Genomic DNA, 18,229 nt, shown 5'->3' with positions numbered 1-18,229 from the left:
GTACAAAGATAATCATTATCTTTGCCATGCAATATTTAAAAAGAACAAAATGAAATTCAGAAATCTCCTCTTGCTATTGTTGCTGTGTGCGCAACCCTGGGTAATCCGGGCACAGCAGACCTCCGCGGCCCCTCATCCGAAACGTGAATTCCGCGCCGCATGGATACAGGCGGTGAACGGGCAGTTCCGCGGCATGCCCGCCGGCAAGCTGAAACAGACTTTGATAAACCAGTTGAACTCCTTGCAGGAAGCGGGCATCAATGCCGTTATCTTCCAGGTACGTCCTGAGGCGGATGCGTTGTATGCCTCGCAATACGAGCCGTGGAGCCGTTTCCTGACAGGGACGCAGGGCAAAGCGCCGGAGCCGTACTGGGACCCGATGCAGTTTATGATTGAGGAGTGCCACAAGCGTTGCATGGAGTTTCATGCCTGGATTAACCCCTATCGTGTAAAGACGTCGCTGAAAAACGAGCTTGCTCCCATTCATATTTATAATTCGCATCCGGAGTGGTTCGTGACGTACGGCGACCAGTTGTACTTCGACCCGGCATTGCCCGAGAGCCGCGAGCATATCTGCAAGGTGATAACCGACATCGTTTCGCGTTACGATGTGGATGCCATTCATATGGATGATTATTTCTATCCTTATCCTATCAAGGGGAAAGACTTTCCGGACGATGCGAGCTTCACGCGCTATGGCGGCGGTTTCGACAATAAGGCGGACTGGCGCCGCAGCAATGTGAATATCCTGATTCAGAAGATACACGAGACGGTTCGCGGATTGAAGCCGTGGGTGAAGTTCGGGGTGAGTCCTTTCGGTATCTACCGCAACCAGAGCAGCGACCCGCTGGGCAGCGATACGAACGGCCTGCAAAATTATGATGATTTGTATGCCGATGTGCTGCTGTGGGCACGCAAGGGGTGGATAGACTACAATATTCCGCAGATATACTGGCAGATAGGGCATCCGGTAGCCGACTATGAAACATTGGTGAAGTGGTGGGCGAAGCATACGGAGAACCGTCCTTTGTTTATCGGCCAATCCGTGATGAATACCGTGCAGAATGCCGACCCGAAAAATCCCTCTATCAACCAGCTCCCCCGCAAAATGGCTTTGCAGCGGGCTTACCAGACGATTGGCGGCAGTTGCCAGTGGCCTGCCAGCGCCGTAGTGGAGAATGCGGGCAGATACCGGGATGCCCTGGTTACGGAATACCATAAATATCCCGCCCTTCCGCCGGTGTTCGACTTTATGGATAATGAGGCTCCGGGCAAAGTACGCAAAGTGAAGCCCGTATGGACTGCCGACGGTTATATCCTCTTTTGGACTGCACCGAAGTTCAAGGATGAAATGAACCGTCCGGTACAGTATGTCGTCTATCGCTTCGGGGCGAAGGAGAAGGTGGATATCGACGACCCCTCGCACATCGTGGCTATCACGCGCAATACTTTCTACAAGCTGCCTTACGACAACGGCAAGACGAAATACCGCTATGTGATTACGGCACTCGACCGCCTGCACAACGAATCCAAGTCGGTAGGAAAGAAAGTGAAGTTGTAGGGGAGGGCTTGCCTAATAGAGTATCAGCCCCGCTATTCCGCATGCTATAATCATCAGTATGGGGTTCGCTTTGTACTTTTTCGTCCCGATGAAAGCTACGAGGAAGATGATGATACTGATAACAAAGGAATACATATCTTCGCCGGGCGAGCTGAAATTCTCCGCATTCATCAATACCAGCGCCGCCGATGCCAGCAGGCCGACTACTGCCGGGCGGAGTCCGCTGAATACGGATTCTACCGCCGGGTGCTTCTGGTATTTCAGGAAGAACCTGCTGATAGTGAGCATTAGGATGAATGAGGGTAGCACTACGGCGAAAGTCGCCACACAGGAACCCAGTACGCCCATACCCGCACCGTAATGCTCGGCTATCGTGGTGTAGCCTACATAGGTTGCCGAGTTGATACCGATAGGTCCGGGTGTCATTTGGCTGATTGCTACGATGTCTGTAAACTCCTGCGGTGTAAGCCAGCCGTAGCGGGTCACTACTTCACCCTGTATCATGGAAAGCATGGCGTACCCGCCGCCGAAACCGAAAAGGCCTATTTTGAAGAAGGTATAGAATAATTGAAGGAAAAGCATGGATGGTTAGTGGTTAGTGATTAACGGTTAGTGATTGAATTTGGTGATTGATATTTGATGATTTATACTTAATACTTGCTGATTAGCGCTCATTTATTTATCCCCATTTGTTTATACTTACTTATCTATCTACTTATTTATTTAGTTATATTCAACTCTATCTATTTATATTCAGCCGGCTGATATTTATCGGCTGATACTTGCCGGTCGATATGCAAAGTCGATATTCAGCGGTTGGCAATGCAGTATCCGCCTGGCTTTCAATTTCCTATTCCCACTTTTTCGCTTTCGCCTGGCGTAACCTCCCGAACAAATACCCGCCTACGCCGGCTGCTATGATAATCCAAATTGGCGAGAATCCCAGTAACCAGATAAGCAGTGCCGATACGACCGGAATCCAGATAGTATAGCGGTTGATTTTGGCGGATTTTGCCATGCTGAAAGTCGGGGCGGCTATCAGTGCGACCACCGCCGGGCGGATACCTTTGAAGATACGCTCTACATAAACGTTGTCTTTGAAGTTGTGGAAGAACAAGGCTATGGCGAGAATAATGAGGAACGAGGGCAGTATCGTTCCCAAAGCCGTAATGATACTTCCCCGTATTCCCCGCAGGCGGTAACCTATGAATATGGATATGTTGACAGCAAGGATACCCGGAGCCGACTGGGATATGGCAAGCAAGTCTATAAAATCCTCTTTGGCTATCCACCGGCGCTTCGTTACGATTTCGTTCTCGATTAACGGAACCATGGCATATCCCCCGCCGATAGTGAATGCCCCGATTTTAAAGAAAATGGAGAATGCTTCGATATATATGTTACTCATATCGCGTGTAATGCTATAATCTACTTATTATTTTGCCCGCCGGCATTGCCTTCTTCTTTTGCATACTGGCTCGGGCTTACGTTGAAATGCTTCTTAAAGACTTCACGGAAATATTTCGCATCGCTGAACCCGGTCATTTCGGCAACCTCGGTGATAGTGTACTTCTGCTCTTTCAACAGTTGCATGGCACGTTTCAGGCGGATTAGCCGCACATAGTCCCCCGGAGACTGGTCGGTCAGCGCTTTCAGCTTGTTGTAGAAACTGGTACGGCTCATGTTGAGCAGGGTACAGAGTACGTCGATAGTGAAGCCCGGATTGTCCATATTCTCCTCCACATTTTTCTTGATACTGGCGATGAACTTCCAGTCCAAATCAGTCGAGCAGTTGATACACTCCGCATTGTGGGAGTCGTCGTTCAAATCCAGGTTGGCGTATCTGTGGCGCAGCAGGGCACGGTTGGTTAGCAGGTTGGCAATGGTGGCGCGTAGTATTCCGATGTTGAACGGCTTCACGACGTATTCGTCCGCTCCGGTCTGCAAGCCGTCGATGATGTTTTTGTCCGTGTTGAGAGCGGTGAGCAGGATAACCGGAATGTGCGAGGTAGCAATATCGTTCTTTACCGCCTGGCATAGTTCGTCGCCCCGCATTTCGGGCATCATGATGTCCGAAATAATGAGGTCGGGGAAATACTCTTTCACGATGTAAAGCGCCGATTTGCCGTTGGAGCATACCTGTACATGATAGTTCTCCGCCAGGGTACGGCGCAGGTACTCCCTCAGCTCGTCATTGTCCTCTACCACCAATATCTTCTGGCGGTTGTCGGCGTGCCGGGTTTGCTGCTGGGCATGTTCGTAACCCTCTATGGGAGCGGTTGCGGTGGCGGGAGTGCTCGGCACATCCTTCCTTAAGGTTGCGGCAGGTTCCGGTACATAACTCTTTTCCTGCGCTTTCTCCTTTATGAAGTCGGGACGGCGTATGGCTTTACGGTAACGCTTCTCACCCTTCGGGAAAGACACCTTGATGCAGGAACCTTTGCCCTCGGTACTGGTGAAGCTCAGCTTCCCTTTGTGTATATGCACGAGTTTCCATACCAAAAGCAACCCTATTCCGCTGCCGGTTACTTTGGAGTTGATAGCATTGCTGCCGCGGAAATGCATCTTGAACAACTTCTTCTGCTCGGCTAACGGAATGCCGATGCCCGTATCGCTCACCTCTATATTCCAGGTATCCTCCGCTTCGTAGGCGTAGACGTGTACACTGCCGCTGTCAGGTGTATATTTCAGTGCGTTGGATACGATATTCTTCAGGATAGAATCCATTTTGTCCTTGTCCAGCCACACGTTCAGGTAGCGGAAGTTGCTTTCGTAGGTCAGGTTGATATGCTTTACGGAAGCATAGGGGCGGAAGGTGTTGATAGTCTCGCTTATATAAGCTCCCAGTTCGTATTCGGATACGTGGAAGTTATTCGTATATGTGTCCGCCCGCTCAAAGTTGATAAGGTTGGTCGTAAGGCGCAGTAGGGCGTTGACATTACGGAGTGCCGTGTTGAGGTTGTCTATTCCGTCCTTGCTCAGCGTTTCGCGGTCAGAGAGCTCCTCCAACGGCGCTTTGATAAGCGTCAGCGGTGTACGGATGTCATGCGCCGTGTTGACGAAGAAGCGAATCTTGTCGTCGGATATCTTTCGCTGCTTGCGCAATACGATGATGCGCAGCGCAATGCCTGCAATGGCTATGAGGATGAGTGCATACAGCAGCAGCGCCCATATGCTGAGCCAGGCAGGCTGTTCGATGATAATGTCCATGCTGCGTTCTTCCAGAACGATGCGGCGGTCTTCATTGGATATGGCGCGGACACGCAAGGTATAATGACCGGGATTCAGGTTGGTAAAACGGATAACGTTTTCCTCTCCCGGGCGGCTCCAGCCGTCGTAAAACCCTTCCAGCTTCCACGAATATAGGATAAGGGAGGGATAGTCGTAGTTGATAGAGGACACCTGGAGCGAGAATATATTCTGGTTATACTTCAGTCTCAGGCTCTTCGTTTCGTCGATGTCCAGAACCAGCGGAGAACCCTCGTCCTTGGGATATACAGTCTGGTAGAATACGCGCAAATCGCTGAATATCATACGCGAGTCGTACTCGCGGGGCATTGCCATGTCCCTCGGGAACTCTATGGCGCCGTCGGTACTTCCGAAGATTACGTTCCCGTTTTTACGCAATGTTCCCGAGCTGGCATTGAAATGGTCGGAGTGCAGTCCCTGTTCCTTTGTCCAGTTATGGAAAACCTTTTCCTTGGGATAGAAGCCGCTCAGCCCGTGCTCGGTACTTAGGAGGATGTCGTCTTTCCCGTCAGACAGGATTGTGTAGATGTTGTTGGAGATAAGCGCGCAGTTATCCTTGTGGTAATGCTCGAAACTCTTTTGTACAGGGTCGTAAATAAGCAGTCCGGAGTTGTTGGTTCCGATGTACAGCAGCCCGCCCGGAGCCTGGTATAAAGAGCATATATACGACGATTCTACCGGCATCGTGATATATTGGTGCTTGCCGGTAGCTTTCTCCAGCAGGTACAACCCGTTGGTAGTACCTATCCACATATATTCCCTGTCCTTCTCTTTGATTTCCGTTATGCCGTCCAGCCCGGATATGAAATTTATCTTCTTGTGGATGAAGTCTATCTTTTTGAGGTTGTAGTATCCTCCCGACCAGATATACCCTTCGCTGTCCTTGACGATAGAGCGGATATATTTGTCGGGGCGGATATTCGTTCCCCCGAATAGTGCAGGAGTAAAGAAACTCACACTCCCCTTCTTCTTGTCTATCTGATAAATGCCGGAACTATACCCTCCTGCCCAGATAATGCCGGGGCTGACCTCGCACAATGAAATGAAGGTATGGTTCTGATTCTTATGGTTTTCGTTGAACACGCTCAGGAATGATTGCCATTGCCCGGTACGCTCGTTGTACAGGCTGATGCCGTTGTTGGTGGCATACCACAAATCGCCCTCGCTGTCTTCGATGATAGCGTTTACTTGGTCGTTGATAAGGGATTGCCTGTTGCCGACGGAATGCTTTATCCACTCGTAATCGCTGTATTTATTATTGCGTACGGTAATGCCGATAGGGTAGTTTGCCATCCAGATGCGCTGGTCGTCGTCTACGTATATGTCGTAAATCGTATTACCGTTCATGGCATTGTACCTGTTGAAGTCGGCTACGATATACGGTTCGGACTGGTAAGTGTCCACATTCATCTTGTAAACGCCCGCACCGTCCGTCGCTATCAGTATTTCCTTGTCGCCGAACATGCAGATGCGGTTGATACTAACATCTACCAGCCCCGACTTGATGTGGAACGCCTTGTGAAGATTGAGGTCGTACACATAGATACCTCTTTGAAAAGTCCCGATAAAGACCTTGCGGCTGCTTTTATGGAAAAAAAGCTCATTGATTTGCAGCCTCAGGGTATCCAACTTCTCGCAAGGGTTCAATGAGAGTACGTTGTTCTTTAGTTCGGCATAATGCACGCCTACGTCCGTACCTATGAAAAAGTGACTGGCATCTATCTGCTCGATGTCCGTAATACTTTCGTTGATTTCGTTCCTGATAATGACAGTCTCTTTCGTATTGCTGTTATGCAGGTAAATGTTTTTCTGGTTACAGAGCCATATGGTGCTGTTATCGTCTACGAAGCCGTAGCTTACGGGGATGTGCAAGCCCTGCGTCTCGCTTTTGGGAAGTTTATATATCAGTTGGAAACGGTCGTGCTTGCTCTCGTAACAGAATACGCGCCCGTGCTTGCCGATTTCCCATAATCTGCCCTGGGAGTCGGTGTACAGCCAGTTGAGGTTCATCATGGAATTGATTTCCTCTTCTCCGTCCATGAGCTTGTAATGTTTGAATTCTTTCCCGTTGTAACGGTCGATGCCGTCGTGCGTAAGGAACCACATATAACCTTTAGGCCCTTTCTGGATTGCGTACACCCGTCTGTTGCTCAAACCGTCTTTTACTCCGATGTACTTGTACGTCTGGGCGGTAGTCAAAAAAGATGATACCAGGAAAATGAAGAAAAAGAAGAGCTTTTTCATGTTGGGCAATTTAGGAGTTCGAGTTCGATAAACGTTAGGGAAGTCATGATATTAACACAAAAGTAGTGAAATTGTTTGATATATGCAAAAAAGGCGGAACAGAATAGCGAGGTAAACAAGAAAGTTACGGACGACGGAGGGATAAATAAAATGTACCGAAGCTCCTGCACATAGGCAAGAACCCCGGTACATTACCGTATTGATTACGTTGTTACCGTATTATTGCGTTACAACCGTATCATTCATTATTACCGTGTTGTTACGTTATAACCGTGCTGATTACATCATAGCCGTATTGCTGCGTCGTTACCACATTGTTACACCGCAACTTTACGCCTTGTCTTTTTTTGTCTTTTCCTCCACCCACTTGCGTGCGTTGACAAATGCTTCTATCCACGGTGTAATCTGGTCGCTGTGGATGCGGTCTTTGGGATAGCAGCCGTTTTGCCAGGGGAAGATAGAACGTTCCAAGTGAGGCATGATAGCCAGGTGACGCCCGTCGGTGCTGGCTATTGCCGCGATAGAATAGTCGGAATCGTTCGGGTTGCCCGGATATTCATCGTACGTATATTTTGCCACCACATTATATTTGTCTTCATCGTAGGGCAATGAGAACTTGCCTTCTCCATGCGCCACCCAGATACCGAGCTTGCTGCCGCTCAGGGAGCCGAACATCACGCTGCGGTTGGCAGGGATAGTGAGGCCGACGAAAGCCGACTCGAATTTATGCGAATCGTTGTGCAGCATCTTTCCCTTCTTTTCGTGGTCGGGAGTGATAAGCCCCAGCTCCATCATCAACTGGCAACCGTTGCATACGCCCAGGGACAACGTATCTTCGCGTGCATAGAACTTGTCGAGCGCTTCTTTAGCTTTCGGGTTGAAAAGGAAAGCACCTGCCCAGCCCTTGGCGGAGCCCAGCACATCGGAGTTGGAGAAACCACCGCAGTACACTACCATATTCACGTCTTCCAGCGTCTCGCGTCCGCTGACGAGGTCGGTCATGGTTACGTCCTTCACGTCGAAGCCGGCGAGATAGAGCGAATATGCCATTTCACGTTCGCCGTTGGTTCCTTTTTCACGGATGATAGCAGCACGGATACCGGTCGGAGTACGGCGCTCCGGGTCGATGCCGTATTGTGAAAGCTTACCCTTGAATCCGGGCAGGAATGCCAAGTCCAGCGGTTGCATCTTGTAGTTCTCGAAACGCTTTTGGGCACATCCGTTCATGGACTGCTTGCGGTCGAGCAGATAAGAAGACGAATACCACACATCACGCATATAGTCTATGCCGAACTGGTAAGTAGCGCCGTCTTTGGTTACGAGGATATGGCGCTCTTCGGCCGGCTTGCCGATTTTGATATAGCCTACGCCGGCATCTTCCAATACCTTCTTCACCTCCTCTTTGTGCTTGTCGCTAACCTGGATAACGATACCCGGATTTTCGGCGAACAATATCTTAATGAGGTCTTGCTCCTTCATCTTGTCGAGGTTGATTTCCATACCGCCCTCCACGTTGGCGAAACACATCTCGAGCAGGGTGGTGATAAGACCGCCGGCGGAGATATCGTGTCCCGCAAGAATCAACCCTTTGCCGATAAGCGCCTGTACCGCCAGGAAAGCGTCGCGAAAGTATTCGGCATCCTGCACGCAAGGAACTTCGTCGCCTACCTTGCCCAATGACTGCGCAAAGGCGGAACCGCCCAGTTTCAGCTTGTCGAAGCTGAAATCTATATGGTAAAGAGTAGTCTTTTTATCGTTGACGAGCACCGGAGATACCACCTTCTTCACATCGGAAACTTCGCCGCCGGCCGATACGATGACCGTACCCGGAGCGATAACCTTGCTTCCGTCGGGATATTTCTGCGTCATAGACAAAGAATCCTTGCCCGTAGGAACGTTGATTTGCAGTGCGCAGCAGAAGTCGCTCAATGCCTTGACCGCTGTGTAGAGGCGTGCGTCTTCACCTTCCTGCGAACGGCACGGCCACATCCAGTTAGCCGACAGCGATACGCTGTCCAGCCCTTCGGCAAGCGGAGCCCATACGAGGTTGGTCAGCGCTTCGCTCACGGAAAGAATGGAACCGGCTGCCGGGTCGGCAAGCGCTGCCTGCGGGGCATGTCCCAAAGAAGTGGCGATACCCTTCTCGCCGCGATAATCCAACGCTACGACACCGCAGTCGCTCAACGGCAACTGAAGCTCGCCCTGGCATTGCTGGCGGGCAATCTTACCCGTTACGGAACGGTCTACTTTGTTCGTCAGCCAGTCCTTGCAGGCAACAGCTTCCAATTGGAGCACGTTGGTGAGGTATTCGTGCAGTTTCGACAATTCGTATTCCGGCATTTCGTAATGGCGTTCCACTGTTTTGTCCACCATATAAGTCTTGGGAGAAGAACCGAACATCTGCTCTACGGCAAGGTCGAACGGACGTATGCCGTCGGCTTGTTGGAAGGCGAAACGATGATTGCCGGTAGTTTCACCGACTACATACATCGGGGCGCGTTCCCGCTCGGCCACCTTACGTACATGCTCGATAGCCTCCTCGTGAATCAGCAGACCCATGCGTTCCTGGCTCTCGTTGGCTATGATTTCTTTGGCAGACAACGTTTTATCGCCGATAGGCAGCTTGCTCATGTCGATAAGCCCGCCGCATTCCTCTACCAGCTCCGACAGGCAGTTCACATGGCCGGCAGAACCGTGGTCATGGATAGAAACCACCGGATTGGTGTCCTCCTCGCAGAGTGCACGTACCACGTTATAGGCACGCTTCTGCATCTCGGCATTGGCACGCTGTACGGCATTCAGCTCGATACCGCTGCTGTAACGTCCCGTATCTACGGACGATACGGAGCCGCCTCCCAAACCGATGCGGTAGTTGTCGCCACCGATAACCACCACTTTGTTACCGGCTTCGGGCGTACCTTTCAGACAGTCGCGCTGCGTGCCGTAGCCCACACCGCCGGCAAGCATGATAACTTTGTCGTAACCGTAAACCTCATCATTCTCCTTATGTTCGAAAGTCAGTACGGAACCGCAAATCAGCGGCTGGCCGAACTTGTTTCCGAAATCGCTGGCGCCGTTAGATGCTTTAATCAGGATTTGCTCGGGAGTCTGGTACAGCCATTTGCGTACCGGGAGTATCTCCTCCCAGGGACGTTCCTCGTCCGTACGGGGATAAGAAGTCATATACACGGCAGTTCCGGCGATAGGCCAGGAACCCTTACCGCCGCCCATACGGTCGCGTATCTCGCCGCCCGTACCGGTAGAAGCACCGTTGAAAGGCTCTACGGTAGTAGGGAAGTTGTGCGTTTCGGCTTTCAGGGAGATAACGCTCTTGATATCCTTTATCTGGAAGAAATCGGGTTTGGAATGGTCTGCCGGGGCAAACTGTTCGATAACCGGACCTTCGGCAAAGGCTACATTATCTTTATAAGCCGATATAATCTTGTTCGGATTTTCCTGCGTGGTCTTTTTAATCATCTGGAAAAGGGAAGATTCCTGCTCTACTCCGTCGATGATAAATGTACCGCCGAAGATTTTATGACGGCAGTGCTCGGAGTTGATTTGTGCAAAGCCGAAAACCTCGGAGTCGGTGAGCGGGCGTCCCAGGTCTTTTTCTACCTTTTTGAGGTAGTCCATTTCTTCTTTGGAAAGAGCCAAGCCTTCTTTTTCGTTGTACGCTTCGAGGTCGTCGATGTGTATAATAGGTTCCGGCTGGCGGTTAGTCGTAAATACATTCTGGTCTAAACCCTTATACATGCGTTGCAGCATCGGGTCGTGGTCTGCGTTTTCATCTTTTACGGGGAAATATTCTTCGATACGGATAATACCGTCCAAACCCATGTTTTGGGTGATTTCCACAGCATTGGTACTCCAAGGAGTAATCATTTCGCGGCGCGGACCTACGAAATGTCCTTTCAGGTTGTCTTCACTCTCGGGGGTGGCTTCTCCAAAAAGCCAGCAGAGTTTGTCGCTGTCTGCTTGGGTAAGTTCGTGGCCACATTCTACGGCAATCACGCTCTTGGATAGTGTTCTGAAAAAAAGAATCATACTTTTATTTAAGAATTTACGGATTTGCTACTCTTGATTGAAGTTCCTCACAATAAGTCGGCTTCTTCTCTTTTCTTCTTGGGTGCAAAGATATACAAAATCGTTGGGTGAGAGAAAGAAATGGAAATAAAAAACTTTAGCCGGACATAAGTGAAGCATGTCCGGCTAAAGTTGTTATTTTATATCCGAATAAGGATGTACGAAAGAGCTGTGTTAGTTCAAATCAATGCAAGAACCCTGGGGGTTTCTGTACCAATACTTGCAATCTTCGCCACCACTTGTTACCCACTTATTGAATTTGGGATATACTTTAATGATATCTTCCTTTTCTGCAGGGTGGCTAATCTTTTGTGGAACAGCGATAGCCCAAACTAAATTTTCTTTGGATTTATATTCCGTATCAATACTTTGCTTGTTTCCCTCTATACCTGTAGGAGAAAAACCTCTGAAGTGGATTTCATCTCCAGTTTCTTTGTTTTGGATAAAGAAATCGAAATAATCGGGAAGATTCTTTGCTAACTTTTCGTATTGTTTAGCAATATAATAATTCTCCTCACCAAAACCGTTTCTGGTAACTCTGCAAGTAACAACCGGCATATTTTTATTTATTTGTCCGGTAACTGTGTTGTAATAACCGCCATTGCAAAGGGATTCAGTACCATTGATAAAGAAAATGACATCATCTTTGCCACTACGACCTTCTCTTAGTAATTCTATGGTAATGCCATCAGTGGAAGACTCATATTCTATATTAGCCCATTTGAGATTCTCCATAGCAAACCCTTTCAGACGAATGGCCGGACGGAAAGGCAAACTACCGCCTATGGCGCGTATTTGGAATTTCATTATAAAACCGACGGCAGCTTTTCTCCAATCAATACCGATAAACGGGGATTTGAAAATCTCTACATTATATCCGATAACATAATCATTAAAGTCATAATCGCCCTTTGAAGGGTAAAGGTCTTCGAACATCAATGTTCCTTGACCTCTTTTTTGGGGGTAATAGTAATGTTCCCGAAGATCTCCCAAAAGTCCTTCGCGCACTACGTCCTTTTCAGCAGGCAACTGTATGAAACTTCCTTCTCCCGGCCATACCCGTGTCGTAACCCCATTCGTATTGATTTCGAATACCTCTTTCCCGTCTTCCGTGGGATATTGTACGAAGATGCTGGTTACATACGTCGGAATATTCACTGAGACATCCGTTGCCTCATTAGCATTCAGCACGAGGTTCTCAATCAACAGGCTTTCGTCTGTACAGTCTTTATCCGTATAGATAGACACTACTGTGTTTACTTTCGAAATAAGGTTATAAGTCTGGCTTTGGGTCGTTTTCCAGTCAAAGTCAGCGGGAGCTACAAGGTCTTTGGTGTTTTCCACTCTTTCGGGGGTGAACACCTCGTTTTCGCAAGCATTGAATAACAACATGCTGCTTGCTGCAAATAAAAGGGTTAGACATTTTTTCATATTTCTGACCGATATTTTATGGTTATCCGCCACAAAGATATGAATTATATACTAACAATGTATATAAAAGTTGTATTATTTATCCTATTTATTCCGTTTTAACAATTTAAAGGCTTGTAAACTGTATATGCCTATACATAATATACAAGTTTTGTGCTTGCTGCTATTGCTTGCCCGCACCCCGGAAAAGGGCGATATCCGGAGTACAGACAGGCGGAATTTCTGTGTGGTGTCAATATATTACCACGCCGCCCACCGTCATGTAAACTTACTATTCCGTTGGATTGGCAAGAATAACATTGCTTTATTAAAATCCTTTTCTGACGAAAAAACGTTAACTCTATTCGGTCGTCTCATAAAAAAGTACGATATTTGCAGGCATGATTCAGATAGAAACCATATTTGACATATTGTGGAAGGGATTCATAATCGGTGTGATAGTGTCTGCACCGTTGGGTCCTGTAGGAGTATTATGCATTCAGCGTACACTGAACAAAGGGCGTTGGTATGGTTTTGTAACCGGGATAGGAGCCTCGCTGAGCGATATAGCCTATGCGTTGCTGACAGGTTACGGCATGAGCTTCGTTTTCGACTATGTCAACAAGAATATTTTCTATCTGCAACTGTTCGGAAGCATCCTTCTGCTGGCATTCGGTATCTATACATTCCGCAGCAATCCCGTACAGTCCATTCGCCCGGTATCCACCAGTAAAGGTTCTTATTTCCATAACTTCATTACGGCATTTGCCGTTACCCTTTCCAATCCGCTAATCATATTTCTTTTCGTAGGTCTTTTCGCCCGTTTCGCTTTTGTCAGCGAAGGCGTCCTGGTCTTTGAGGCCGTTACGGGCTACCTTGCCATTGCTTTAGGAGCGTTGAGCTGGTGGTTTGGAATAACCTTTTTCGTCAACAAGGTACGTACCCAATTCAACCTACGTGGCATCTGGATATTGAACCGGATTATTGGCGGCATTGTCATGATAGTCTCTGTGCTCGGTCTGGTGTTCACCCTAATGGGCGAGTCGCTTTATTAGCCGGAGCGGATAAGGAAGAGACAAACGATACATAAGCGATAAGCTGGCGACAGGTAGCGGATAGGCAATAAGCAATAAACGGATAATGACGGCAACAAGCAAGTTATGACAGGCAACAGAGCGATAAGAACAATGACAGATACCAGGTAGATAATGGTAAGTAACAGACAGCTAATAAAGCTCCGGTTATAAACCGTAAATCTGAAATCGTAAACCGTAAGTTTGAAATCTGAAATCATAAACCTAAAATCATCGACCCCTGACGTGAAAATTTCGCAGCAACTGAAAGAAAAGAATATTGCCGAATACCTTATATATATGTGGCAAGTGGAAGACTTGATTCGCGCCAACAAGTGCGACATCGATTTGCTCCGCAGCAATATCATTTCCCGTTACCCGGCGGAAGACCATGCGGCATTGGAGGAGTGGTACGCCAACCTTTCCGATATGATGCGCGCGGAGGGAGTGACGGAGAAAGGCCATTTGCAGATTAACTGCAACGTTATCCGCAACCTCACGGAGCTGCATGCCGGGTTGCTGGCATCCACGAAATACCCATTTTACAATGCGGCGTATTTCAAGGCACTGCCTTTCATCGTAGAATTGCGGCAGAAAGGCGGCAGGGAAGAAGAACCCGAGTTGGAAACCTGCTTCGAAGCACTTTACGGCGTACTGCTGTTGCGCCTGCAGAAAAAGGAAATCAGCCAGGGCACTGCCAAAGCGGTAGAAGCTATCAGCAGCTTCCTTTCTTTGCTTGCCAACTATTACGACAAAGACAAGAAAGGCGAATTAAAGCTGGACGACGACTGACGGCATATGTACACGAACTTAGGTAATAAACAGGTTAATAAACAATAGATTGTCAAATAATAAATATCAAAGTAAATCTGCCGGCAAGATAACCCCGCCTGGCAAGCAAAGTAATAAATAGTAAATCGTCAACGTACCTATGTGTCAAAGATAAAAAATATGTCATGACCGCAGGGAATAAATAGTAACTATCAAGATGAATATATTAGTAACCGGCGCCAACGGACAACTCGGTAACGAGATGCGGGCGCTCTCTGCTGAACATCAGCAACACACTTACTTTTTTACAGATGTACAAGAACTGGATATCTGTGACGAACAAGCCATACATACATTCGTGACCGGCAACCGGGTGGATGTCATCGTAAACTGTGCCGCTTATACCGCCGTAGACAAAGCGGAAGATAATCCGGAACTTTGCGACAAACTGAACCATATAGCCCCCGGCTACCTGGCTGCTGCGGCCGAGGCCTGCGGTGCTGCCATGATACAGGTTTCTACGGACTACGTGTTCGACGGAACCGGCCACATCCCCTATACGGAAGACATCGCCCCTTGTCCCAATTCCGTTTATGGTTCCACGAAACTGGCGGGCGAGCAGGCTGTTATGGAAAAATGCAGCCGTGCAATGATTATCCGTACGGCATGGTTATACTCCATTTACGGCAATAACTTTGTAAAGACAATGATTCGCCTGGGCAAAGAACGCGATACGCTGGGCGTCGTATTCGACCAGATAGGCACGCCCACATATGCCAACGATTTGGCTCGCGCTATCTTTGCGGCTATCAACCAGGGCATTATCCCCGGTATCTATCATTTCAGCGACGAAGGCGTCTGCTCCTGGTATGATTTTACGGTAGCCATTCATCGCATAGCAGGCATTACCTCATGTAAAGTCAGCCCGTTACACACCGGTGAGTATCCGGCTAAAGCCCCGCGTCCCCAATACTCCGTGCTGGACAAGACGAAGATAAAGAATACCTATAAGCTTGAAATTCCCCATTGGGAAGAGAGCCTTGCGGTATGTGTAGGACGATTGGATTCGTGAATATCGGAAAGAATTGAATGTATATATAAAAATAAAATAACAGGCACATATAGAACGGATACGATAGTTGAAGATACCGGTACATTGAAAACCGGGAAATCCGTATAATCCGTGCCTGAAAAATAATCAGTTATGGCAAATCAAGAGATAGAGAGAAGGCGCACCTTTGCGATTATCGCGCATCCCGATGCCGGTAAGACATCGCTCACCGAGAAACTGCTGCTGTTCGGTGGCCAGATACAAGTGGCGGGTGCGGTGAAAAGCAACAAGATAAAAAAGACGGCAACCTCCGACTGGATGGACATCGAGAAGCAGCGCGGCATCTCGGTCACCACCTCCGTAATGGAATTCGACTACCACGACTATAAGGTCAACATACTCGACACCCCCGGTCACCAGGACTTTGCCGAAGACACCTACCGCACGCTTACGGCGGTAGACAGCGTGATTATCGTGGTAGACGGTGCGAAAGGTGTGGAAACCCAGACACGCAAGCTCATGGAAGTCTGCCGCATGCGCAACACCCCCGTAATCATCTTCATTAATAAAATGGACCGTGAGGCAAAAGACCCGTTCGACCTGCTGGACGAGCTGGAAGAAGAACTCGCTATCCATGTCCGCCCCCTCACATGGCCTATCGAGAGCGGCATCCGCTTCAAAGGAGTGTACAATATCTACGAACACAACCTCAACCTCTACCAACCCTCCAAGCAAGTAGTAACGGAGAAGGTGGAAGTCGATATAAACACGGAAGAGCTGGACAACCGGATAGGCACCCAACTGGCGGACAAGCTGCGCGGCGAGCTGGAACTGATAGACGGCGTATATCCCGAGTTCCAGGTAGAGGAATACCTGAAAGGCGAATTAGCCCCCGTATTCTTCGGCTCCGCCCTGAACAACTTCGGCGTGCAGGAGCTGCTGGATTGCTTCGTGGAGATAGCCCCCAGCCCCCGTCCCGTAAAGGCGGAGGAGCGCGAGGTAGAGCCGGACGAACCCAAGTTCACAGGCTTCATCTTCAAGATAACCGCCAATATCGACCCGAACCACCGTTCGTGCATCGCATTCTGCAAGATATGCTCCGGCAAGTTCACCCGCAACACGCCTTACCTGCATGTGCGCCACGGCAAGACGATGCGTTTCTCGTCGCCCACGCAGTTCATGGCACAGCGCAAGACCACTATCGACGAGGCATGGGCGGGCGACATCATCGGCCTGCCGGATAACGGTACGTTCAAGATAGGCGACACGCTTACCGAGGGCGAGATGCTCCATTTCCGCGGCTTGCCGAGCTTCTCGCCGGAGATGTTCAAGTACATCGAGAATGCCGACCCGATGAAGCAGAAACAGCTTGCCAAAGGCATCGACCAGCTAATGGACGAAGGCGTGGCGCAGTTGTTCGTCAACCAGTTCAACGGGCGCAAGATTATCGGCACGGTGGGGCAGTTGCAGTTCGAGGTTATCCAGTACCGCCTGGAGAACGAATATACCGCCAAATGCCGCTGGGAGCCGCTGAGCCTGTACAAGGCATGCTGGATAGAGAGCGACGACCCCGCCGAGCTGGAGGCTTTCAAGAAACGCAAGTACCAGTATATGGCAAAAGACCGCGAGGGCAGGGACGTGTTCCTGGCAGACAGCGGCTACGTGCTGCAAATGGCGCAAATGGACTTCAAGCATATAAAGTTCCACTTTACGAGCGAGTTCTGACAAAATATATACTATTACGCTATGACAGAGGCGCAAAAGAATAAAAAACTTTGTGCCTCTTGCTTTTTTATATGCAGAAAGTGTTACCTTTGTGATTGTAATGAAACGAATAAGTATGGCTTATGAAGACAATGGATTTAAACGATTATCGGAATGAATTGATTCGCGATATATCGGTTACCGATAATTTAGAGGTCCTGCGGACCGTGCGCCGTGCTTATTGCCGCGCATTGGGCAGGGTGGCGGAAAGCGCTGGTAAGGAAGATAATCTTCCAGTTTATACGGTAGAGGAACTGAATGCTCGGATTGATGAAGCTGAGGCGGAGTTTGAAAACGGAGAGGGAATTCCGTCGGAAGTGGCGCATCGCCGTATGAAACAATTTATAGCGGAGTTATGAGAATAGAGTGGTCTGCTCGAGCTTTGTGTGAATGGGAAAATACAACACGTTACATCTATAATGAGTTTGGCAGGAAGGCTGCCGAAGAATTTGAAAAAAATATAGCTTGTTGGGAGAACCGAATAGCTATAAATCCTGAATTGGCACATCAAGAACCTCTATTGAAAGACCGTTCCAGGTTATATAGGGGATTGATTGTGAGCAAGCATAGCAAATTGATTTTTTATGTAGAGGCAGAGGTCATTTATATTACCGACCTTTGGGATATGCGTCGTGAGCCTTCCTGGTTATACAGACGGATAAAATAGGTGAACCGCCGATAATGAAACACATATATATTCTTTTCTTACTGGCTTCTTTTGGGGGCGGTAACCGTATCTTGTTCGGTTCTTGCCGATAACTAGCTCTGTCTGCTCATCCAGCAGGGTTTCAGCAGTGCGCAGATAGTCGCATGTCATGTATCGCCGTTTCTTCCTCTTCCATATCCCGGCAGAAATTCCGTTTGAAGAAGCGGATAATGCAAGCGGAAAAGGGATTGTTTGTCAATGGGGGGGAACACTGGAAATAGTAGTGCATCATATCTGAAATTTCGGATTGTAAGGCAATGCTGATAATTCTCTCTATACTTATCTTTATAGAGGTATAAAGTTATTAGGTGGCG

At 48.7% G+C, this 18,229-nt stretch carries 12 protein-coding genes; 7 read left to right on the top strand and 5 right to left on the bottom strand.

Features of this window, described 5'->3' with window-relative positions; all coding sequences use genetic code 11:
• Positions 1-49: 49 nt before the first annotated feature.
• On the top strand, positions 50-1,561 hold the full coding sequence (locus C233_RS0102495) for a glycoside hydrolase family 10-like protein (RefSeq protein ID WP_025068591.1): 1,512 nt from the start codon (positions 50-52) through the stop codon (positions 1,559-1,561).
• A 12-nt stretch (positions 1,562-1,573) separates the two neighbouring features.
• Here C233_RS0102495 and C233_RS0102490 read toward each other — a convergent pair whose 3' ends face one another.
• The 5 genes from C233_RS0102490 to C233_RS0102470 form a co-directional block, all read right to left on the bottom strand.
• A complete protein-coding gene (locus C233_RS0102490; protein ID WP_018665904.1) occupies positions 1,574-2,143 on the bottom strand; it encodes a chromate transporter in 570 nt (189 codons plus the stop codon).
• 268 nt (positions 2,144-2,411) lie between these two features.
• Entirely contained in the window at positions 2,412-2,969 is a 558-nt protein-coding gene (locus C233_RS0102485) for a chromate transporter (RefSeq protein WP_018665903.1), read from the bottom strand.
• 20 nt (positions 2,970-2,989) lie between these two features.
• Positions 2,990-7,054 carry a hybrid sensor histidine kinase/response regulator transcription factor gene (locus C233_RS0102480; RefSeq protein ID WP_018665902.1) on the bottom strand — a complete coding sequence of 1,355 codons (4,065 nt, stop codon included), beginning with the start codon at positions 7,052-7,054 and terminating at the stop codon, positions 2,990-2,992.
• A gap of 330 nt (positions 7,055-7,384) precedes the next feature.
• Positions 7,385-11,101 carry a phosphoribosylformylglycinamidine synthase gene (purL, locus tag C233_RS0102475; RefSeq protein WP_018665901.1) on the bottom strand — a complete coding sequence of 1,239 codons (3,717 nt, stop codon included), beginning with the start codon at positions 11,099-11,101 and terminating at the stop codon, positions 7,385-7,387.
• 213 nt (positions 11,102-11,314) lie between these two features.
• Positions 11,315-12,571 carry an LruC domain-containing protein gene (locus tag C233_RS0102470; RefSeq protein ID WP_018665900.1) on the bottom strand — a complete coding sequence of 419 codons (1,257 nt, stop codon included), beginning with the start codon at positions 12,569-12,571 and terminating at the stop codon, positions 11,315-11,317.
• A gap of 380 nt (positions 12,572-12,951) precedes the next feature.
• Between C233_RS0102470 and C233_RS0102465 the strand changes: the two genes are divergently transcribed.
• The 6 genes from C233_RS0102465 (at position 12,952) to C233_RS0102440 (ending at position 17,876) form a co-directional block, all read left to right on the top strand.
• Positions 12,952-13,605 (top strand): LysE family translocator, encoded by a 654-nt coding sequence (locus C233_RS0102465; protein WP_018665899.1) that lies wholly within the window; start codon positions 12,952-12,954, stop codon positions 13,603-13,605.
• A 264-nt stretch (positions 13,606-13,869) separates the two neighbouring features.
• Positions 13,870-14,415 carry a DUF4924 family protein gene (locus tag C233_RS0102460; protein ID WP_018665898.1) on the top strand — a complete coding sequence of 182 codons (546 nt, stop codon included), beginning with the start codon at positions 13,870-13,872 and terminating at the stop codon, positions 14,413-14,415.
• Between the two features lie 196 nt (positions 14,416-14,611).
• Entirely contained in the window at positions 14,612-15,466 is an 855-nt protein-coding gene (gene rfbD, locus C233_RS0102455) for a dTDP-4-dehydrorhamnose reductase (protein ID WP_018665897.1), read from the top strand.
• Between the two features lie 132 nt (positions 15,467-15,598).
• Positions 15,599-17,170 (top strand): peptide chain release factor 3, encoded by a 1,572-nt coding sequence (locus tag C233_RS0102450; RefSeq protein WP_018665896.1) that lies wholly within the window; start codon positions 15,599-15,601, stop codon positions 17,168-17,170.
• A gap of 122 nt (positions 17,171-17,292) precedes the next feature.
• Positions 17,293-17,568 carry a hypothetical protein gene (locus tag C233_RS0102445; protein WP_018665895.1) on the top strand — a complete coding sequence of 92 codons (276 nt, stop codon included), beginning with the start codon at positions 17,293-17,295 and terminating at the stop codon, positions 17,566-17,568.
• Positions 17,565-17,876, top strand: coding sequence for a type II toxin-antitoxin system RelE/ParE family toxin (locus C233_RS0102440; protein WP_018665894.1), 312 nt, complete (start codon positions 17,565-17,567; stop codon positions 17,874-17,876). The genes C233_RS0102445 and C233_RS0102440 overlap by 4 nt, the downstream gene beginning before the upstream one ends.
• The last annotated feature ends 353 nt before the right edge of the window (positions 17,877-18,229 follow it).

Origin of the sequence: Bacteroides gallinarum DSM 18171 = JCM 13658, assembly GCF_000374365.1 — a bacterium.
GTDB classification, from domain to species: Bacteria; Bacteroidota; Bacteroidia; order Bacteroidales; family Bacteroidaceae; genus Bacteroides; species Bacteroides gallinarum.
This window is presented reverse-complemented; position numbering and strand designations above follow the sequence as displayed.